Origin of the sequence: Staphylococcus sp. HMSC14D10 (assembly GCF_001808125.1) — a bacterium.
GTDB classification, from domain to species: domain Bacteria; phylum Bacillota; class Bacilli; order Staphylococcales; family Staphylococcaceae; genus Staphylococcus; species Staphylococcus haemolyticus.
The window spans coordinates 1-21,491 of record NZ_KV792278.1; the positions used below are offsets into that span (position 1 = coordinate 1).

General features: G+C 34.3%; 23 protein-coding genes. 2 read left to right on the forward strand and 21 right to left on the reverse strand.

Annotated features, from left to right (window positions below; all coding sequences use genetic code 11):
- Positions 1–38: 38 nt before the first annotated feature.
- The 18 genes from rplA to HMPREF3134_RS11520 form a co-directional block, all read right to left on the reverse strand.
- Positions 39–734 carry a 50S ribosomal protein L1 gene (rplA, locus tag HMPREF3134_RS11440; protein WP_011276724.1) on the reverse strand — a complete coding sequence of 232 codons (696 nt, stop codon included), beginning with the start codon at positions 732–734 and terminating at the stop codon, positions 39–41.
- A 224-nt stretch (positions 735–958) separates the two neighbouring features.
- Positions 959–1,381, reverse strand: coding sequence for a 50S ribosomal protein L11 (rplK, locus tag HMPREF3134_RS11445; protein ID WP_001832298.1), 423 nt, complete (start codon positions 1,379–1,381; stop codon positions 959–961).
- Between the two features lie 186 nt (positions 1,382–1,567).
- On the reverse strand, positions 1,568–2,116 hold the full coding sequence (gene nusG / locus HMPREF3134_RS11450) for a transcription termination/antitermination protein NusG (RefSeq protein ID WP_037552085.1): 549 nt from the start codon (positions 2,114–2,116) through the stop codon (positions 1,568–1,570).
- Between the two features lie 17 nt (positions 2,117–2,133).
- A complete protein-coding gene (secE, locus tag HMPREF3134_RS11455) occupies positions 2,134–2,334 on the reverse strand; it encodes a preprotein translocase subunit SecE (protein WP_011276726.1) in 201 nt (66 codons plus the stop codon).
- A 61-nt stretch (positions 2,335–2,395) separates the two neighbouring features.
- Complete coding sequence (gene rpmG / locus HMPREF3134_RS11880; RefSeq protein WP_075140394.1) at positions 2,396–2,539, reverse strand: 50S ribosomal protein L33; 144 nt, start codon at positions 2,537–2,539, stop codon at positions 2,396–2,398.
- Positions 2,540–2,634: 95 nt separating this feature from the next.
- The gene (locus HMPREF3134_RS11460; RefSeq protein WP_070443011.1) at positions 2,635–3,225 is read right to left on the reverse strand and encodes a sigma-70 family RNA polymerase sigma factor; all 591 of its coding nucleotides are present in this window, start codon (positions 3,223–3,225) and stop codon (positions 2,635–2,637) included.
- A gap of 70 nt (positions 3,226–3,295) precedes the next feature.
- Positions 3,296–3,823 (reverse strand): NYN domain-containing protein, encoded by a 528-nt coding sequence (locus HMPREF3134_RS11465; protein WP_011276728.1) that lies wholly within the window; start codon positions 3,821–3,823, stop codon positions 3,296–3,298.
- Positions 3,820–4,569, reverse strand: coding sequence for a 23S rRNA (guanosine(2251)-2'-O)-methyltransferase RlmB (gene rlmB, locus HMPREF3134_RS11470; protein WP_070443014.1), 750 nt, complete (start codon positions 4,567–4,569; stop codon positions 3,820–3,822). Before rlmB ends, HMPREF3134_RS11465 begins: the two co-directional genes overlap by 4 nt.
- 8 nt (positions 4,570–4,577) lie before the next feature.
- Positions 4,578–4,964: a Mini-ribonuclease 3 gene (locus HMPREF3134_RS11475; RefSeq protein ID WP_029376688.1), complete on the reverse strand. Its 387-nt coding sequence runs from the start codon at positions 4,962–4,964 to the stop codon at positions 4,578–4,580.
- A 1-nt stretch (position 4,965) separates the two neighbouring features.
- Positions 4,966–6,366 carry a cysteine--tRNA ligase gene (cysS, locus tag HMPREF3134_RS11480; RefSeq protein WP_011276731.1) on the reverse strand — a complete coding sequence of 467 codons (1,401 nt, stop codon included), beginning with the start codon at positions 6,364–6,366 and terminating at the stop codon, positions 4,966–4,968.
- A complete protein-coding gene (gene cysE / locus HMPREF3134_RS11485; RefSeq protein ID WP_172458793.1) occupies positions 6,350–6,979 on the reverse strand; it encodes a serine O-acetyltransferase in 630 nt (209 codons plus the stop codon). The genes cysS and cysE overlap by 17 nt, the downstream gene beginning before the upstream one ends.
- 454 nt (positions 6,980–7,433) lie before the next feature.
- Entirely contained in the window at positions 7,434–8,888 is a 1,455-nt protein-coding gene (gltX, locus tag HMPREF3134_RS11490) for a glutamate--tRNA ligase (protein ID WP_033079758.1), read from the reverse strand.
- Between the two features lie 444 nt (positions 8,889–9,332).
- On the reverse strand, positions 9,333–10,400 hold the full coding sequence (locus HMPREF3134_RS11495) for a PIN/TRAM domain-containing protein (RefSeq protein ID WP_011276734.1): 1,068 nt from the start codon (positions 10,398–10,400) through the stop codon (positions 9,333–9,335).
- Positions 10,401–10,425: 25 nt separating this feature from the next.
- On the reverse strand, positions 10,426–11,790 hold the full coding sequence (gene radA / locus HMPREF3134_RS11500) for a DNA repair protein RadA (protein WP_011276735.1): 1,365 nt from the start codon (positions 11,788–11,790) through the stop codon (positions 10,426–10,428).
- A gap of 221 nt (positions 11,791–12,011) precedes the next feature.
- A complete protein-coding gene (locus HMPREF3134_RS11505; protein WP_070443016.1) occupies positions 12,012–14,486 on the reverse strand; it encodes an ATP-dependent Clp protease ATP-binding subunit in 2,475 nt (824 codons plus the stop codon).
- Positions 14,487–14,501: 15 nt separating this feature from the next.
- Positions 14,502–15,509 (reverse strand): protein arginine kinase, encoded by a 1,008-nt coding sequence (locus tag HMPREF3134_RS11510; RefSeq protein ID WP_037552094.1) that lies wholly within the window; start codon positions 15,507–15,509, stop codon positions 14,502–14,504.
- Positions 15,502–16,065 (reverse strand): UvrB/UvrC motif-containing protein, encoded by a 564-nt coding sequence (locus HMPREF3134_RS11515; RefSeq protein ID WP_011276738.1) that lies wholly within the window; start codon positions 16,063–16,065, stop codon positions 15,502–15,504. Before HMPREF3134_RS11515 ends, HMPREF3134_RS11510 begins: the two co-directional genes overlap by 8 nt.
- 22 nt (positions 16,066–16,087) lie before the next feature.
- Entirely contained in the window at positions 16,088–16,549 is a 462-nt protein-coding gene (locus HMPREF3134_RS11520; protein ID WP_070443018.1) for a CtsR family transcriptional regulator, read from the reverse strand.
- 154 nt (positions 16,550–16,703) lie between these two features.
- On the opposite strand from HMPREF3134_RS11520, the gene HMPREF3134_RS11525 reads away from it, so the two are divergent.
- Entirely contained in the window at positions 16,704–17,918 is a 1,215-nt protein-coding gene (locus tag HMPREF3134_RS11525) for a NupC/NupG family nucleoside CNT transporter (RefSeq protein WP_037552096.1), read from the forward strand.
- A gap of 105 nt (positions 17,919–18,023) precedes the next feature.
- On the opposite strand, the gene pdxT is transcribed toward HMPREF3134_RS11525, so the two are convergent.
- Positions 18,024–18,578 (reverse strand): pyridoxal 5'-phosphate synthase glutaminase subunit PdxT, encoded by a 555-nt coding sequence (gene pdxT / locus HMPREF3134_RS11530; protein WP_037552097.1) that lies wholly within the window; start codon positions 18,576–18,578, stop codon positions 18,024–18,026.
- A 3-nt stretch (positions 18,579–18,581) separates the two neighbouring features.
- Positions 18,582–19,469 carry a pyridoxal 5'-phosphate synthase lyase subunit PdxS gene (pdxS, locus tag HMPREF3134_RS11535; RefSeq protein WP_070443019.1) on the reverse strand — a complete coding sequence of 296 codons (888 nt, stop codon included), beginning with the start codon at positions 19,467–19,469 and terminating at the stop codon, positions 18,582–18,584.
- A 101-nt stretch (positions 19,470–19,570) separates the two neighbouring features.
- Between pdxS and HMPREF3134_RS11540 the strand changes: the two genes are divergently transcribed.
- Positions 19,571–20,932 (forward strand): MocR-like pyridoxine biosynthesis transcription factor PdxR, encoded by a 1,362-nt coding sequence (locus tag HMPREF3134_RS11540; RefSeq protein WP_037552098.1) that lies wholly within the window; start codon positions 19,571–19,573, stop codon positions 20,930–20,932.
- A gap of 81 nt (positions 20,933–21,013) precedes the next feature.
- Here the strand turns inward: HMPREF3134_RS11540 and HMPREF3134_RS11545 are convergent, their stop codons facing one another.
- Positions 21,014–21,364: a DoxX family protein gene (locus HMPREF3134_RS11545; RefSeq protein ID WP_070443021.1), complete on the reverse strand. Its 351-nt coding sequence runs from the start codon at positions 21,362–21,364 to the stop codon at positions 21,014–21,016.
- Positions 21,365–21,491: the final 127 nt, after the last annotated feature.

A 21,491-nucleotide genomic window follows, 5' to 3' on the forward strand; every position in this document is an offset into this window, starting at 1 on the left:
TTTGGACTCATCAGTCCGATTTGACGTAGAGCCCTTAATTATAATTTGAATGATGAAGTATCAATTTTAACTCCAGGACCCATTGTTGTAGTTACAGCAACAGATTTGAAGTAAGTACCTTTAGCAGATGATGGTTTAGCTTTAGCTAATACATCTTGTAAAGTTTTGAAGTTTTCAACTAATTTTTCATCGCTGAATGAAACTTTACCGATTGAAGCATGTACAATACCTGCTTTTTCAGCACGGTATTCAACTTTACCAGCTTTGATTTCTTCAACAGCTTTTTTAACGTCCATAGTTACTGTACCAGTTTTAGGGTTTGGCATTAAACCTTTAGGTCCTAATACACGACCTAATTTACCTACTTCGCCCATCATGTCTGGTGTAGCTACTACTACGTCAAAGTCGAACCAACCTTGTTGGATTTTTTGTACGTACTCAGATTCACCTACGTAATCTGCGCCTGCTTCTTCTGCTTCAGTGATTTTGTCACCTTTAGCAAATACTAATACACGTTGTGATTTACCAGTTCCGTTTGGTAATACTACTGCACCACGGATTTGTTGGTCATTTTTACGTGTATCAATTCCTAAACGGAAAGCAACTTCAACTGATGCGTCAAAGTTAGCAATGCTTGTTTCTTTAGCTAAGCTGATTGCTTCTTCAACACTATAATGTTTAGTACGATCAACTTTATTAGCTGCTTCTTGATACTTTTTACCTTTTTTAGCCATTTATTGTTCCTCCTTTAGTGGTTTTAGCGGAATTTCCTCCCACGCTTACTTGTGCCTAACACAAGTTAAGAGCAGATAACAGATGAATGTCTAATGTTTGAGTAATCTTAAGAAAGATTACTAGTCACCCAGACTAATCATAGACAATATTGTCGTTGTCATTTCTGTTACCTGCTATCGTCTATCAGTTTATTTCAAAATTAAACTAACTTTGTATTCATTAATTATTGTACAGTGATACCCATACTACGAGCAGTACCTTCGATAATACGCATAGCTGCTTCTTCGTCTGCAGCGTTTAAGTCTTGCATTTTAGTTTGAGCAATTTCACGTACTTGATCTTTAGTTACTGTAGCAACTTTAGTTTTGTTAGGTTCACCAGAACCTTTTTCTACGCCAGCCGCTTTTTTAAGTAGTACTGGAGCCGGTGGAGTTTTAGTAATGAATGTAAATGAACGATCTTCATAAACACTGATTTCTACCGGAATGATTAAACCTGCTTGTTCTTGTGTACGTGCGTTGAATTCTTTACAGAATCCCATGATGTTCACACCTGCTTGACCTAATGCTGGACCAACTGGTGGTGCTGGGTTCGCTTTACCTGCAGGAATTTGTAATTTAACTACTTTTTCTACTTTTTTAGCCACGATGTGCACCTCCTTGATATCGTGATGTGGTCACAGGGCTCAGTTTTGCCCTCCCACTCATAAACATTTCGTGACGAAATGAGCGCTATAAAAACGCGACCACATTATTTTAACACTGAACCAACTTAAAAAGCAATAGTAAAATTTCATCTTTTTTGTTGTTCAATGTTTTTTAAATTTAATTGATTATAGTTTTTCTATTTGATCAAATTCAACTTCAACTGGTGTTTCTCTTCCAAACATATCAACTAATACTGTTAATTTAAATTTATCAGGTTCGATTTCTTGAACTTCTCCAACTTGATTAGCGAACGGTCCAAATTTAATACGAACTTGTTCTCCGACTTCTAATTCTACGTCGATTGTTTTTTCTTTAAGTCCCATTTGTTTTAAAATGAATCGCATTTCTTCAGGTAATAATGGGTTTGGTTTAGAACCTGCTCCAGCTGAACCAACGAATCCTGTAACACCAGGTGTGTTACGTACTACATACCAAGATTCATCAGTCATCACTAGTTCTACAAGTACATAACCAGGGAACGTTTTTTTTAGTTGTTTTTTAGCTTTACCATCTTTAACTTGTGTTTCTTCCTCTTCAGGTATGACAACTCTAAAAATTTGTTCTGTCATATTCATTGATTCTACTCTTTTTTCTAAATTCTTCTTAACTTTATTCTCATATCCAGAATACGTATGCACAGCATACCAACGCTTTGCGCCAACCTCTTCAGACATGTTGTCACTCCTTATTCTTATCTAAATAGTTCAATTAAATTCCCAATACCTATATCTAATACCCAGAAAAAGACCATAAAGAAGATTACTGTAGAAACTACAATTACAGTATATTTAAAAAGTTCTTCTTTTGTTGGCCAACTCGTTTTTTCCATTTCACTTTTAACGCCTTGGAAGAAACTGTCTTTTTCTTTGTTTGTGCCCTTATCTTTAGCCATCAAAATTACCTCCATACTCACAGTTAGTTAACCGTTAACTTTAATAGCAATACTTTCACTATTATTTAGACTCTTTATGAATCGTATGTGCATTACATCTCGAACAATATTTTTTTATTTCTAGTCTCGTTGCAGAAGTTTCTTTTTTCGGTACGTTATAATTTCTAGTACCACAAACATCACAAATTAAAGGTACTTTTTTCAAATCAGTTCACCTTTGCTCATTTTAATACCAGTATACTATACATAAACCTAACATTAAATGTCAAACAAGCGCCGATGTGTATGAGTTGATACAACTTAATAAAGACGCCTCAATAAATAGTACTTCATTTTCATTTTACAACGTTGAATACTATTGTAAACCACTTTATCTTTAATACCTAGCTGTTTTGCAATTTCACTAGGCGAATAATCAGACATTAGTAATTCAGCTACGCTTCGCTCGAATCGACTTAATACTGTTAAACTACTCGCTAGCAATTCTCGCTTCTCTTTTATCATAAAGATATCTTCAATATGTTTACTTGATTGATTCAATTTGTAATCAATAACATAGTCATTAATGATGCTTTCGTGCTTATCAGTCTCAATATATTTTCTTCTCCAAAAATCATTTCGCATCGATCGTACGATACAATTCAAATAGTGTTCGAAAGGAACATCTGTACTAAAATCAAATGTATGAAGTGCTAAATAAATCCTGATTAAAGTTTCTTGTACTAAATCTTCAATATCTTCATTTTTCATTCCATAACTTTTAAATTTTATAAAAAGTTTAGGTTGTATGTGGTTTACTATATCTATAAATAATCTCTCTTGTTCGTGACTACTACGACTATTTTGGAATGCTTTAAAGATCTTCTCTAGTTGTATAAATTGATGCGCCATAAACCTTACCTTTCAAATTAAGTTAGGCAAAGTTTATATGAAGTCATTTTCAAAAGACAAGTGGACGATTTTAATCTTTGTTATGATTTCCACGTCTAATCTTTTCAAATTCTGCTAATACATCATTTGATAACGAAATGCGAGTTCTCGGTTTACTTTCTGTGAAATCATCTAATGACTTACTCACTGTGATTTCATTTTCTCTTAAATCACGCCACATCTCTCTCGAAGATACACGATATGCGCCAGCACCAAATATTGCATGTTGCTCGCTCATATCACTGGTTACAACGGTAATATGTGTCGTGTGCTTGTTATATAAATTATAAACATAACGTTCTATATAGCTATCCGCAGTCTCTTTTTCTTTTGTAAATACTGTTTTTACACCATGATAAATGTATTCTCTTTCTATACCTGATTGTTCATACGCATCAAACACACATACAATTTCATCAGCTACAACAGCATTATAGTTTGCTATAGCATCTAATAATTGCTCTCGTGCTTCTTGCAAATTATCTTTTGCAATTTTACCGAGTTCAGGTGACTGTCCAATCATATTGTAGCCATCAATTATCAAATATTTATCTTTCATGCGTTATCTCCGATTTGATGACGTTTACGATATACTTCATACATCATTAAACTAGCAGCTACCGATGCATTGAGGCTATTAACATGTCCAACCATAGGTATTTTAATGTAAAAATCACATTTATCTTTCACTAATCTACTCATGCCTTGTCCTTCACTACCGATAACGATAGCTAATGGCATATCCACCGCCATTTCTCTATAGTCTGTTGCATTATCCGCTTCAGCACCTGCTACCCAGTAGCCATGTTCTTTTAATTCGTCAATTGTTTTTGCTAAATTCGTAACACGCATAACTGGAACATGTTGTATCGCACCTGTTGACGCTTTAGCAACTGTTTGCGTTAATGCTACTGAACGTCTTTTAGGAATAATAACACCATCAACACCGCTAGCATCTGCCGTTCTCAATATAGAGCCTAAGTTATGCGGATCTTCAAGGCCATCTAAAATCACTACAGTTGATAAACCTTCTTTATCCTTTTGAGATTGAATAAATTGATCGAAATCAGCATATTCATATGGTGCAATAAGTGCAGCAACACCTTGATGAGGTGCATTTGCTAAATTATCTAATTTGGATTTTGGAACTGTTTGCACAATCAATTTTTGCTCTTTAGCATTTTGTAAAATATCATTGATTTGTTGCTTTCTGATTCCCTCTTGTATCCAAATTTTATTAATTGTATGGCCAGAAACAATCGCTTCTTTAACAGCATGCCTACCGACAATAACGATATCTTCCACTGTTTTCACTACCTTTCATTGACTGTTTGAACAATCATATCAAGTAAATTTTCCAATCTTTCTTCTTGATGATCTAAATATAAATATCCAATGACTGCTTCTAAACCAGAACTTTTACGATAAGTTTGAATATCCGTATTTTTAGCCTTAGTGTGACTTTTAGCATTACGACCTCTTTTAACAATATCTAATTCTTCATCCGTGAACCAACCCATTTCAAATAATGTTTCTAAAGTTTGCGCCTGACTTTTCGCAGACACATAACTTTTCGAAACTTGATGCAATCGATTAGGCTTACTTTGTAATTTAAGAACGATATATTCTCGCACGTGCTGGTCCAACACTGCGTCACCCATGTAGGCTAGTGTTAACGGGTTTAACAATTTAATATCCATATTATCCACGTTTAAAGCGTACACCTTGTGGCGTATCCTCTAATATAATGTTTTGTTCTTTAAGCATGTCTCTTATTTCATCTGCACGTGCAAAGTCTTTATTTTTACGCGCTTCATTACGTTCTTCGATGAGCTTTTCAATATCTTCATCAAGTAACATATCTGATTTATTACCTTTTAGTGGAACTCCAAGTACATCACTAAATATCTGATAAACTTCTTTGAATCGAGAAATGACTTGAGTAGATGTATTGTTCTCTAAAACATATTTATTCGCAAGTTTAGATAAATCGTACCAAGCCGTAACAGCATTAGCAGTATTGAAATCATCATCCATTACTGTCTCAAATTGCTCTATAATAGCATCAATTTGTTCGATATATTTAGATTGGTCAACGATGTCTGTCGCGATTGTTTCACGTTCTTCTATTAATTGATAGCTATTACGAATGCGTTCTAAACCACTCTTAGCTGCATTAACAAGTTCTAGATTATAGTTAATAGGACTTCTATAATGTACGCTAATCATGAAGAATCGCAGTACGTCAGGATCTACTTCTTTTATGATGTCATGAACTAGTATAAAGTTACCTAACGATTTACTCATTTTCTCGTTATCTATATTTATAAAACCATTATGCATCCAGTAATTAGCAAATGGGGCATGATTATGCGCTTCTGATTGCGCAATTTCGTTTTCGTGATGAGGGAATTGTAAGTCAGAACCACCAGCATGAATATCAATTGTTTTGCCTAGTTCATGAAACGCCATTACTGAACATTCAATATGCCAACCTGGACGCCCTTCACCAAAAGGACTTTCCCAACTAATTTCACCTGGTTTTGCTTTTTTCCATAAAGTAAAGTCTAACGCATCTTCTTTTTGTTCCCCAGCTTCTATTCTTGCTCCTACCTTTAAATCATCTAATGACTGATGGCTTAATTTACCGTAACCTTCAAATTTGCGTGTTCTAAAGTAGACATCGCCGTCACTCTCATAGGCGTAACCTTCATCAACTAGCTCTTTAATAAAATCAATAATCTCATCCATATGATTCATTACACGTGGATTCGAAGTCGCTTTCTTAACGTTTAATGCACCAACATCTTCATAAAACGCTTTAATGTATCTATCTGCAATATCCGGTACACTCTCATTCAATTCCTTAGAACGATTTATTAATTTATCGTCTACATCTGTGAAGTTTGAAACATAAATCACTTCGTATCCTTTATATTCAAAATATCTACGTACAACATCATAATTTATGGCAGGGCGTGCATTACCAATGTGAATATAATTGTATACTGTCGGACCACAGACATACATTTTCACCTTACCTGGTTCGATAGGTTCAAATGTCTCTTTTTGACGCGTTAATGTATTATATAATGTAATCATCTTTAATCTCTCCGTTCTTCGCTTTTTCAAGTTGTTTTTCTAGTTGCTTAATTTGTTCATATAAAGGGTCAGGTAAATTACGGTGATCAAATGTTTTACCGATACGTTTACCCTCTTGTTTAACAATATGCCCCGGAATACCGACTACAGTCGTGTAACTTGGAACTGATTGTAATACCACTGAATTCGCACCAATATTCACATTCGAATCAATTTGAATATTACCTAACACTTTTGACCCAGCTGCGATTAATACATTATCGCCAATATCAGGGTGACGTTTTCCTTTTTCTTTGCCCGTACCACCCAGTGTTACACCTTGATAAATAGTCACATTATCACCAATTGTACAAGTCTCACCAATTACTACACCCATACCATGGTCTATAAATAAGCGCTTGCCAATTTTCGCGCCCGGATGTATTTCAATACCTGTAAAGAAACGTGATACTTGAGATATAATTCTCGCCAATACATAGCGTTTCTTATTATATAATTTATGTGCAATAAGGTGACTCCAAACTGCATGTAATCCAGCATATGTTGTAATAACCTCAAATGTTGTACGAGCTGCTGGGTCTTGTTCAAATACCATTTTCACATCGTCTCTCATTCTTTTTATCAAGACTGTCGCCCCCTCAGTTTTTTTAAAAGTTTAAAAATTTCCAAATTTAATAGCAAAATACTTAAATACATTCTAAATAAAATAATTAGCGCCCCTAACACTTAAGATGCTAGAGGCGCTACTGCACGGTTCCACTCTGTATTCTAGATAAATGCAAGCTAGTATGTCTATATAACTATAGGTTACTAGATTCACTTTATCATACTCATTTACTATATTTAGTTGATTATACAAAGGTGCATTCAACATCGTCTATGGCGTACTCACAGCATCCGTACACTCTCTGATATCATAGTCCAATATTTACTAATCCTTCGCCTTTAAATACTCATACCAAAATGGCTTCGCCATCTTTAACTTTATCATATTTGCTTTAATGTAAAATTTCAAGTGTTAGATATGTTAAATTAGCATCTCATTCGTGCAACTTGCCTGATGTCCTTTACACGAATTTTTTCAATCGTGAAAGTACTTTATCTTTACCTAATACTTCAATTGTATTAGGTAATTCAGGGCCGTGCATTTGACCAGTTACAGCAACACGAATAGGCATGAATAATTGTTTACCTTTAATACCTGTTTCCTTTTGTACTTCTTTAATTGTTTTCTTAATGTCAGCCGCTTCAAATGGTTCTAAAGCTTCTAATTTACCATATAAATGTGTCATCAATTCAGGAACTTGTTCTCCATTAATGACTTCTTGTTCTTCTTCTCCTAATTCAGGCATTTCATGGAAGAACATTTCAGATAAAGGTATAATTTCGCCAGCATAGCTCATTTCTTTTTGATATAGTGCCACTAATTTGCGACCCCATTCTTTATCATCTTCACTTGGAGATTCTGGTATTAAATTAGCTTTAATAAGATGAGGCAATGCAAGTTCAAATACAGTGTCAGTATCCTTTGTTTTCATATATTGGTTATTAACCCATGCTAATTTTTGTCTATCGAACATCGCTGGTGATTTAGAAAGACGTTTTTCATCAAAGATTTTAATAAATTCTTCTTTAGAAAAGATTTCTTCCTCTCCTTCTGGAGACCAACCTAATAATGTAATAAAGTTAAATAACGCTTCTGGCAAGTAACCTAAATCACGATATTGCTCAATAAATTGTAAAATTTGGCCATCACGTTTACTTAATTTTTTACGTTCTTCATTAACAATTAGCGACATATGACCAAAGCGTGGCGCTTCCCAACCAAATGCTTCATAAATCATAAGTTGTTTTGGTGTGTTAGAAACGTGATCGTCACCACGAATAACATCGGAAATTTCCATGTAATGATCATCGATAGCTACAGCAAAGTTATAGGTAGGGATGCCATCTTTTTTAACGATAACCCAATCACCTATATTGTTTGAATCGAATGAAATTTCACCTTTAACCATATCATTGAACGTATACGTTTGATCTTGAGGCACACGGAATCTAATTGATGGGCGACGACCTTCAGCTTCAAACTGTTGACGTTCTTCTTCAGTTAAATGTGCATGTTGACCACCGTAACGAGGCATTTCACCACGTGCGATTTGATCTTCACGTTCTTTTTCAAGCTCTTCTTCAGTCATGTAACATTTGTACGCTTTATCTTCGTCCAATAATTGTTGAATAAGTGGATTATAGATATCACCACGTTCTGATTGACGATAAGGTCCATAACCTTTGTCTTTATCGATTGATTCGTCCCAATCTAATCCTAACCATTTTAAGTTATCAAATTGAGATGACTCACCATCTTCAAGGTTACGTTTACTATCCGTATCTTCAATACGCACTACGAAATCACCATCATAATGCTTAGCAAATAAATAATTAAATAATGCAGTTCTTGCATTACCAATGTGTAAATATCCAGTTGGACTTGGCGCATATCTCACTCTAATACGTTCACTCATCGTATTCACTCCTATAAATATTAGTTATGTTTTAACTTCGAATTTATACGCTTTATCTAATACAGGCTACAAACTTTACACTCTAACCGAGTCGTTCTACGCCAGTAAGAAACATCTTCAAACCATTAGAAAAAAAGCTATTCTAAACTATCATTTTAGACATGTTCCCGAATAACTTTCCACTTTACATTACCCTTAGATAAAAGTTCGCATTTCTTCATTATTGTAGCACTAAATCAATACTTTGATAAGTCACTTGTTTACGCTATAGATAATCATTAATTCATACATCTACTTTATGTAAATATGTTCCATGCTTCGCTTCTTGAAAAGAGTCCCCTCCACATTTAGCGTTTCACATGAAACCTAATCACTTACAATAATTTAATTTTTTATAATTGAACGTATCTTCTTAATCTCTAAGTTTAAAGAACATATTTATCATTACTCTGAATCGTCTATTTTTTTAGCGAAAATAATACGCCCTGATGATGTTTGTAATAAACTGATGACTTCTAAATCTACATGTTTACCTACAAGTGATTTCGCATTGTCAACGACTACCATTGTGCCATCATCTAAATAGCCTACACCTTGACCAGGCTCTTTACCCATTTTAGTCAATAGAATATTAATGCGGTCACCTTGATGAACATTTGGTTTAATTGCTTCAGATAAGTCATTCACGTTTAAAGCTTTAATTCCTTGCACGTGACATACTTTATTTAAATTAAAATCGGTAGTAATCACATGCGCATGATAAGTCTGTGCTAACTTCACCAATAATTCATCTATATCACTGTGAGACTTTTGTGGATGTATCACGCGTGTAGGATACTCTAAGTCGTATAATTCATTTAATATATCCAAGCCACGTTGTCCTTTTTCACGTTTCACGCTATCATTCGCATCAGCTACAACTTGAAGTTCATTAATAACGCCTTGCGGAATAAGGATTTCACCATCTATAAAACCACATCGAATGACATCTAAAATACGTCCATCGATAATTGCACTTGTATCTAAAAGTTTAGGTACAGCACTAATATTACTTTTAGACATAGAGCGTGCCATATTTTCCGGCAAGAACATTAACATTTCGTCACGCTTTTTTAAACCAAATTGGAAACCTAAATAACATAGCAATAATGTAATAATAAGCGGTACTAGATGATTTAATATCGTATTTCCAATCATTTCTAGAATAAATGAAGCCATAACTGATATAAATAATCCAATGATAAGTCCAAGTGTTGCAAATAAAATTTCAACAGCACTGCGCTGCATAATCCAATGTTCAATGGCTTTAAAAGTCTTCGTAACTTTATTAATAAAGAAGCCAAAAATCAAGAAAAATACTACTATTCCAATTAAGCCATCTATATAATAGTTATGTAAAAATGGGTAACCATTAATATTAAAATCCTTAAGTATTTCAGGTATTAGTAAAATACCAAGTGCAGCACCTAGAATAATATATATTATGATTACAATTCCTTTTAATACGTTCATAAGTCTCACCTCTTTTTCACTATATTTACGATTTGAATGCATATTTTAAAGCGTCATGTACTGTAGACACTCCAACTACTTTAATGCCTTCAGGAAATTGCCATCCACCGATATTTGTCTGTGGAATAATAACACGTTCAAAGCCTAATTTAGCTGCTTCTTGAACACGTTGTTCAATTCGAGAAACACGTCTCACTTCACCGGTCAAACCTACTTCCCCAATATAACAATCAAGCCCATCTACTGCTTTATCTTTAAAACTTGAAGCTGTTGCTACTATAACACTTAAATCAACTGCCGGCTCTGTCAATCGTACGCCACCAGCTACTTTTATGTATGCATCTTGTTGTTGTAATAAATAGTTTTCTTTTTTCTCTAATACAGCCATTAATAAACTCAAACGATTATGATCTATACCTGTTGCCATACGTCTAGGGTTATTAAATGTTGTAGGCGTCACTAAGGCCTGAACTTCTATTAATAGAGGTCGTGTACCTTCCATAGTTGCTACAATCGTTGATCCCGGCACATTGGTAGAACGTTCCTCTAAGAACATTTCTGAAGGATTATGAACGCCTTTTAATCCGCTTTGTTTCATCTCAAAAATGCCCATTTCATTAGTAGAACCAAAACGGTTCTTAACCGCTCTCAAGATACGATAAGCATGATGCTCATCTCCCTCAAAGTACAGTACAGTATCAACCATATGTTCTAATAGACGCGGTCCTGCAATTTGACCTTCTTTTGTAACATGTCCGACGATAAATGTTGCAATATTCATTTGTTTAGCAATATTCATTAAACTCTGTGTACTTTCTCTAACTTGAGACACAGAACCAGGTGCCGAACTAATTTCAGGATGATATATTGTTTGAATGGAATCCACAACTAAAATATCAGGTTGTGCTTGTTGAACTGTTTGATGTATTACCTCTAAATCTGTTTCTGCTAACACATTTAAATTACTCGAATCTTCATCTAGTCGATCGGCACGTAATTTAGTTTGATTTAGTGATTCTTCACCTGTAATATACAGTACATTTAATTTTTGTGACAATGATGCACAAATTTGCAGCAATAACGTTGATTTACCGATACCAGGATCTCCACCTATTAACACTAAAGAGCCACTTACAATGCCACCACCTAAAACGCGGTTGAACTCTTTTGATTCTGTCTGAACTCTCGGTGTCACTTCATTCTTGATATCATTTAATTTCTGGACTTTTGCGCTAGACGTTGATGTCTTTACGCCGTGTTTAGGATTTGAAGCTTTTTCAACAATTTCCTCCATTTGATTCCATGACCCACAATTAGGACACTTTCCCATCCATTTTGGAGATTGATAGCCGCAAGCCATACACTCAAAAATTACTTTCTTTTTGGCCAAAATTGCACCCCCGATTTTTCTTTGAACAAATCTATTTTATATGTAACGTTGCACAATGACAAATGTAAACTTAAGCAAATTAGTATAAATTTGATTCTATTTATTTTAGTGATAATTAATACTTATAATGATTAAAATTGATTCATTGAAATCAAAAAATTAAAGCTGAGACATTCGAATATGATATGTCTCAGCTTATATTTAACATTAATTTTATTGTATTATGCTTCAGTTTCAGTTGCTTCGTTGCCTTCATCTGAAATACCATTATTTTTTTCATTGATATTATATTTAAATTCATCACCATCATGGTCGATGACAACTTCTTTACCTTCAATTTGGTTACCGTCTAAAATTAATTCACTCAAGTTATCTTCAACTGTTTTTTGAATAGCTCTGATTAATGGACGGGCACCGTATTCTGGATCATAGCCTTCTTCAGCAATTTTTTCTTTTGCTTTATCAGTTACAACAATATTAATATCTTGCTCAGATAGTCGTTGTGTTAGTTTATTAACCATCATTGTAACGATTTCTTTCAATTCATCTTTAGAAAGTTTGTGGAATACGATGATGTCGTCAACACGGTTTAAGAACTCTGGACGGAATGAATTTTTCAATTCTTTCATCATTGTCTTGCGAATTGTTTCATAGTCATGACCTTCAGAACTGCCACCGAAACCAGCAAAGCGTTGATCTTGTAATTCTTGTGCACCGACATTTGAAGTCATGATAATCACTGTATTTCGGAAATCAACTTGACGTCCTTTTGTATCAGTTAAATGACCATCATCTAGAACTTGCAATAGAATATTAAATACATCTGGATGCGCCTTTTCGATTTCATCAAATAAGATAACTGAGTATGGTTTACGTCTTACTTTCTCAGTTAATTGGCCACCTTCATCATGACCTACATAGCCTGGAGGCGCTCCAACTAAACGACTCACAGCATGTTTTTCCATAAACTCACTCATATCAACGCGAATCATTGCATCTTCTTCACCAAACATTGATTCTGCTAATGCTCTAGCTAATTCTGTTTTACCTACACCTGTTGGACCTAAGAAGATAAAACTACCGATTGGACGTTTAGGATCTTTCAATCCTGCACGAGCACGGCGTACCGCTTTACTAATAGAAGTTACAGCATCATTTTGGCCTATAACTCTATCATGTAACGTTTGTTCAAGATTTAATAATCGATCTGATTCAGTTTCATTAATTTTTGTAAGCGGGATACCTGTCCAACCTGCAATGACTTCACCAATATCTTCTTTTGATAGAGAAGTGGATTGATCGCCTTGAGTTGTTTTCCACTCATTTTTGGCATCTTCATATTGTTTTTCAAGTTTAGTTTGTTTATCACGTAAATTAGCAGCATTTTCGAATTCTTGAGCATGAACTGCTGCGTCTTTTTCATTTTTTACTTTTTCAATTTCTTGCTCAATTTCTTTCAAGTTGTTAGGTGTTGTATGACTTTTCAGTCTTACTTTTGAACTTGCTTCATCAATTAAATCAATCGCTTTATCGGGTAAGAAACGATCTGATACATAACGATCACTTAATTTAGCAGCCGCTTCAAGTGCTTCATCTGAAATATTGATGCGGTGATGCGCTTCATAACGATCACGTAATCCCTTTAAAATTGCAATTGTGTCTTCAACTGTTGGTTCATCAACTTGAATAGGTTGGAAACGACGTTCTAACGCTGCATCTTTCTCGATGTTTTTACGATATTCATCTAATGTTGTCGCACCGATACATTGTAATTCACCACGTGCTAATGCTGGTTTTAATATGTTTGACGCATCGATTGCGCCTTCAGCTCCACCAGCACCAACTAATGTGTGTAATTCATCAATGAATAAGATTACGTTACCAGCTTGATGAATTTCTTCCATTACCTTTTTCAAACGTTCTTCAAATTCACCACGATATTTAGTACCAGCTACAACTGTTCCCATATCAAGTGACATCACGCGTTTACCTTTAAGTGTCTCAGGTACTTCATTATTAACAATAGCTTGAGCAAGGCCTTCTGCAATTGCAGTTTTACCTACACCGGGTTCACCAATTAGTACAGGATTGTTTTTAGTACGACGACTTAACACTTCAATTACACGAGTAATTTCTTTATCTCTACCAACAACTGGATCTAACGTTCCATCTTTGGCAATGACAGTTAAATCACGTGCTAATCCATCTAATGTAGGGGTATTATTTGATTTATTTGCTGTAGCATTTTTATTGCTCATTTCAGGACTACCTAGTGCTTTGACGACTTGGGCACGCGCTTTTGTAATATTTAAATCAAGATTAGCAAATACGCGAGCAGCTACGCCTTCATTTTCACGAATTAAACCTAATAATATGTGTTCTGTACCTACAAAGTTATGGTGTAACTTTCTTGCTTCATCCATTGAAAGTTCAATTACTTTCTTAGCTCTTGGTGTATAATGCAATGTTCCTGTTTGATCTTGTCCGTGACCGATTAATTTTTCGACTTCTTCAATCACTTTATCTTCGGTAATATTAAAGCTTTCTAATACTTTAGCAGCAATACCTTCTGGTTCTTTCATTAAACCTAATAACAAATGTTCTGTACCTATATTAGAATGATTTAAACGTATCGCTTCTTCTTGTGCGTGTGCTAGGACACGTTGTGCACGTTCAGTTAATCTACCAAATAGCATATATTTTTGTACCTCCTATTGAGTATATTCTCTTAATATATTTGCTCTCTTTTCATTTACAGAGATTGTTTCATCTTCATCGTTATAGATAAACGCTGATTGAATACTTACCATTAGTTCATTAAATTTAAAATCACTCAATGTTAAATACCCTAAATCGATACCTAATTTCACTTCACTTAAACGATAAGAAGCTTCTTCCATTGAAATGATTCGACTATTTTGTAAAATACCCAATGACCGATAAATACGGTCTAGCGTTTCTAATTCATTGTATTGAGTTAAACGTTCACGAATTTGCATTTCTTCATTTATGATTTGTTGAACAACTTCAGTTAAATTATCTATGATTTCATCTTCAGTCTTACCAAGTGTTAATTGATTTGAGATTTGATAAATATGGCCATACACTTGCGAGCCTTCTCCATATATACCTCGAATTGTAAAACCGAAACGATTAATTGTCTGTGCAATACGATTCATACGTTTCATAATGGATAATCCTGGCAAGTGTAACATCACACTTGCTCGCATACCTGTACCAATATTTGTTGGACACGTAGTTAAATATCCTAAATGTTCATCATAACTAATGTCTAGTGATTGATCTAAAGTATCATCAATCTCACTAGCTTTGTTATATAAGTCGTGTAAAGATAAATCGGTGCCCATTGCTTGTATGCGTATATGATCTTCTTCATTAATCATAATACTTATTGATTCATCTTTATTCAATAACACTGCTGATGCGGGTTGTTTAATCAGTTCAGGACTAATTAAATGTTTTGCAACAAGTTTCATTTTGTTTTGTTGATCCATTGTATCCAAACGCATTAAATCTAAATCAGGCAATACATCTTGTACTTCATTTATAACTCTGAACCCATCTTGTTCTGATGGAAACATGAGTGGGTGAACGTGATTTTCTAAATTTCTAGCCAATCGAACTCTTGATGACATAACAATTGGAGATTCTTCAGTTTCCTTCATCCATTCACTGATATGTGCATTCATATCACTCATTGCGTTCCACCCCGCTCTCGTCTTTCAATGCTTTTATTTCGTCTCTAACGATAGCAGCCTCTTCAAAGTTTTGTTCATCTATTAGTACATTGAGATATTTTGTTTTTTCCTCAATTTGTTTCTTGATGGCAAGTTTCTTATGAGACGAACGAGGCGTTTTACCTACGTGTTCAAATTGTCCACCTTGAACGCGTCTTACTATATCTACGATGTCATCTTTGAAAGTGGCATAACAATTTGCACACCCGAATTTCCCTACATGCGCAATATCTTTTAATGTCATCTTACACGTTGGACATCGCTTCTCTTCTTGAAAAGCTACTTCATGGAAATTAATACCATGTTTCGTTGCCAAATGTTGCAATATTTGTTTGACGACAAATGCTTCTTCAATATCGTCTTGAAACTGAGAATGCGGGGATGGCGTTTCATTTTGTTGCCAAGGGTTTTCACCTTGAGCACATATAGAACATACCCATTTCTCAGAAGTGCCTTCTTTACTTTTTACTGTAAGTTTAACCTCTGCTTCATTTAAATGGCAGTTTTCGCAAAGCACACATAGACACCTCGCTTTTCTATTAATAAAAACTAATGATTGGTAACAAACGTTTTAAAATATTCGCTCTAATAATATCTCGAGCAACAACATCCATTTTCAAAGTCTCTCGATCAACTATAACTTGAATCATTCTTGCTTCTCTTTCACTAATGAGACCTTTATCTAGCAAACCATCTAAAATATAGTAAGCTTGTTGCTGGGAAATGGATGGCCCAATGATTTGCAACAGATGATTAATATACCCCGTTGCATCTTTATTTTCAATTTTGGTGATTCGGATATAACCTCCACCACCTCGTTTACTTTCTATTTCATAACCATGTTCGTTTGTGAATCTAGTTTTAATGACATAATTTAATTGAGAAGGTACACAGTCGAACCGTTGAGCAATATTTGCTCGTTGAATTTCTACCACGTCTTCATTACTTTCTTCGAATAACTTTTTAATGTATTGTTCTATGATGTCAGACATGTTGTGCATGATTTACCACCTCTTTTGACCTTCTTTGACTATATTATATGAGCATCTTTGACCTTTTTCAACCAATTTGTTTTTTAATTTTCTAAAATTATTGATGTTACATGTAAGAATTTATTGTATTATATTAGTTAAGTAAATTTAAAGGAGTAGAATTATGCATATTCTTATTGGGATTATAGGGATAATTTTCTTTTTGGCACTTGCATTTTTGTTTAGCTCTGACAGAAAAAATATCCGCTGGCAATATGTTGGTATTTTATTAGTTATCCAACTTGTGTTCGCGTTTATTTTATTGAAAACGACAGCAGGTATTACAGTTATTGGGGGCATTTCGGAAGGATTTAACTACTTATTACAAAAAGCTGCAGAAGGGGTTAACTTCGTGTTTGGCGGATTTAAGTTTGTAGATCCTAAAAACCCACCATTCTTCTTCAGTGTGTTACTACCAATTGTATTTATTTCAGCATTAATTGGTATCTTACAATATACTCGAATCTTACCATGGATTATTAATGTTTTAGGATTCTTAATTTCTAAAATTAATGGTATGGGACGTTTAGAATCATACAATGCAGTTGCTGCTGCAATCTTAGGTCAATCTGAAGTATTCATTTCATTGAAACAACAGTTACCTTACATACCTAAACAACGTTTGTACACATTAACAGCTTCAGCAATGTCTACAGTATCAGCGTCAATTATTGGTGCATACTTCACATTGATTGAACCTAAATATGTTGTTACAGCTGTTGTTTTAAACTTATTTGGTGGTTTCATTATTGCTTCAATCATTAACCCTTATAAAGTTAATGAAGAAGACGATAAACTATTAGTAGACGAAAGCGAAACTAAAAAACAGTCATTCTTCGAAATGTTAGGAGAATACATTTTAGATGGTTTCAAAGTTGCAGTAATCGTAGGCGCAATGTTAATTGGTTATATTGCAATCATCGCATTATTAAACGGTTTAGTAAGTGGTGCATTTAGCTTAGTATCAGGTGGCGCAATTAAATGGGACTTCCAAACATTAATCGGATTTGTCTTTGCACCATTAGCATTCTTAGCTGGTGTACCTTGGGAAGACGCTGTTAAATCAGGTTCCGTTATGGCAACTAAATTATTATCTAATGAATTTGTTGCAATGCAATCATTAGGTAACTTAAAAGATATATCTGAACATACAAAAGGTGTAACGTCTGTATTCTTAGTATCATTCGCAAACTTCAGTTCAATCGGTATTATCTCAGGTGCCATTAAATCACTTAACTCTGAAAAAGGTGATGTCGTAGCGCGCTTTGGACTTAAGTTATTATTTGGTGCAACATTAGTATCATTCATTTCAGCTGCAATTGCTGGTTTCTTTATCTAATATCGAAATTAAATAACCTAGAACTTCCAATTTATAAAGAAGTTCTAGGTTATTTTTTTGCAAATTGAAGACTTTTAAAACGTCCCTAAAATTGCCATTATTCATTTATTTAACCATATGATCAATAAAGTATTGCGTTACTCTGTAATCATCTGTTAATTCCGGATGGAATGATACGCCCAAATATTTGCCTTGCTTTACTGCTACAATCTTATCGCCAACTGTGCTTAATATTTCTACGCCCTCTTCAACACTAGCGATATGAGGTGCTCTAATAAATACACCTTCAATGTCTTCAGCAATACCTTTAATATCTAACTCTGCTTCAAAACTATCTACTTGTCGTCCAAATGAATTACGTTCAACAGTTATGTCTAATTTCTTCAAATAGCCAGTTTCACCTTCGACATCTTTCGCTAGTACGATAAGACCTGCACATGTGCCAAACATTGGTAAATCCGATTGTTGTAATTTTTCTTTAAATCCATATAAATCCATTAATCTTCGCAATGTAGTAGATTCGCCACCTGGAAGAATTAACCCATCTATCTCATCTAATTGTTCAACCTTTTTAACTGCAATACCTTCGTGACCACTAAGTTCAATATGACGGATGTGTTCACGTACGGCACCTTGCAATGCTAATACACCAATCTTCATATATTACCAACCACGCTCTTGCATACGTTCTTCTAATGAGATTTGATTAATATCTAAACCTTTCATTGCTGTGCCTAATTCTGAAGCTAATTTGCCAATAAGCTCATAATCTTGGTAATGCGTTGTAGCTTGAACAATTGCTTTAGCAAATTTCTCAGGATCTTCAGATTTGAAAATACCTGAACCAACAAATACACCATCAGCACCTAATTCCATCATTAAAGCAGCATCTTGAGGTGTAGCAACACCACCAGCTGCAAAGTTAACTACTGGTAAACGTCCGTGATCTTTGATTTGTTTTAAAACTTCATAAGGCGCACCAAGTTCTTTTGCATAAGTCATAATTTCATCGTCATTCATCACAACTAAGCGACTAACTTCTGAATTAACTTTTCTCATATGTCTAACTGCTTCTACAATGTTACCAGTACCAGGTTCACCTTTAGTACGTAACATTGCAGCACCTTCACCAATACGACGCGCAGCTTCACCTAAGTTACGACAACCACATACAAAAGGAACCGTGAATTGATCTTTTCTTAAATGATATTCTTCATCAGCAGGTGTTAACACTTCTGATTCATCAATATAATCTACGCCCATAGCTTCCAACACACGTGCTTCAGTAATATGACCAATACGTGCTTTCGCCATAACTGGAATTGATACAGCATTCATTACTTCTTCAACAATTTTAGGATTAGCGCTACGTGCTACCCCACCAACTGCTCTGATGTCAGATGGTACACGTTCTAAAGCCATAACCGCAACTGCGCCAGCTTCTTCTGCAATTTTAGCTTGTTCTGCATTAACAACGTCCATAATAACGCCGCCTTTTTGCATCTCAGCCATTCCTCGTTTAACTCGATCTGATCCTACGATTTTTGACATAAAATTAACCCCTTTTCCAATTTGATTAAATTCATTTTAAGTTATAAACTGATATTTAAAAAGGTACAATTTATTTATAAAATTAGGGGTCAGTTATTAAAATGAAAAAGCAAAAATTATATATATCACTTTATGAACAATTAAAAAACCAAATTATAGAAGGTCAATACCAAGCACAAGACAAATTTCCATCGAAACGCCAGTTAAGTGAACATTTATCTCTTAGTCATACAACGATTGAACACGCCTATCAACTCCTACTTGATGAAGGTTTTATATACTCTAAACCACGTTCTGGCTATTATGTTTCCGATATTCAGTCATTACCTGTCATCAATATTAATAATCAATTTATAGAAACCGAACCTAAGACACCTGAGAGTAAACAATACAAGTATGCTTTTAATTTAGCTGAAATTGATGCAGAATACTTCCCCCTCAACCTTTTCCGAAAGTATGCAAAAGAAGCCTTTGAAGATAATGAATTAGCACTTTTAGAAAAAGGTGATATCCAAGGAGAATTAAATTTACGTCAACAAATTGCCCATTATCTATTTAATAGTAGAGGGGTTTCGTGCCATCCCAATCAAATCGTCATTGGATCTTCTACAGAGCAGCTGTTAAACATGATTACAGATTTACTTAAAACATCATCTTTTATAATAGAAAAACCAAGTTATCCGCCCATAAAACATGTTTTAGATAAAAACAAGCATGATTATATACAGGCAACAGTTGAAAAAGATGGAATTAATATGATTGACATCATAAATTCTAATAACGATATTGTTTATATAACACCGTCACATCAGTTTCCTACAGGATATGTCATGAATTTAAAGAAACGAACACAGTTAATTAAATGGGCACATCAACAAAATAGCCGATATATAATTGAGGACGATTATGATTCAGAATTTAGATATTACGGTAAACCTATTCCAGCTTTACAAAGTTTAGATAAAAATGACAAAGTGATTTATATTAGTACATTTTCAAAGTCACTTTACCCGAGTTGCCGTATTGCTTATATTGTTTTACCTCAAAAATTATTACAATCTTATCTGTCAATGCCTTATAAAGAAAGCAACACAGTACCTGTGCATATCCAACAAATTATTGCTAACTTCATGTCATCTGGAAGTTTTGAGCGTCATTTAAATAAAATGAGAAAGATTTATAGAGAGAAACTAAATTATATATTAGAACGTTTGAAGCCACATGAAGATCAATTAAAAATCGAAGGTGCTTTAACAGGAATGCATTTTACTATAACTGTTGACAATGGACTTACAATGTCTCAATGCCTCCACAATGCTGAGAAACTGAAATTAAAATTGAACGTTTACAATTATGCGGAAGAAAATGAACTACTTCCAAAATTTATTATTGGATTTGGTGGTATTCCGAATCATAAACTTAAAGAGCACACCGACGTTTTAATAAAATCATTAACTGTATAGTAAAAAAAGCACGTCCATAAGTTAAAAACTTGTCGACGTGCCATCGTTTATATTAAGTAATAATTAGACATTAATAGTTTCTTAATACAGTTCAAGTGCTTTCTTCCAATTATAAGAAATCAATATGGCTACACTCATCACCAATAGTATAATCACAAGTTCAGATGCCATATAACCTTGTGACAGATGGACAGTAAATAAAGCTCCAAGCATAATTATGATAAAGCCGGCAGCTACATAATTAGCAAATAAACCAATGATCATTAAAATGCCTCCGATGAATTCAAATAATCCTAAAATAACACCGAAGAAGGCAGGGAAACCTAAATCAGACATCATTGCCATTGGCTCTTTAAAGCCACCAAATACTTTTTGAGCACCATGTATTGTAGATGTAATACCTAACCTAAGTCTTATTAATAATAAACCAATATTCTTAATTCATCGACTTCAAATGCTTGCTCTTCGTAAAGCTATAACACTTTGATTTGTTGATATCTTATTAAACCTTCGGTTTTGTTTTGGTGCATAAAAAAAGAGACCTTTCGGTCTCGATATC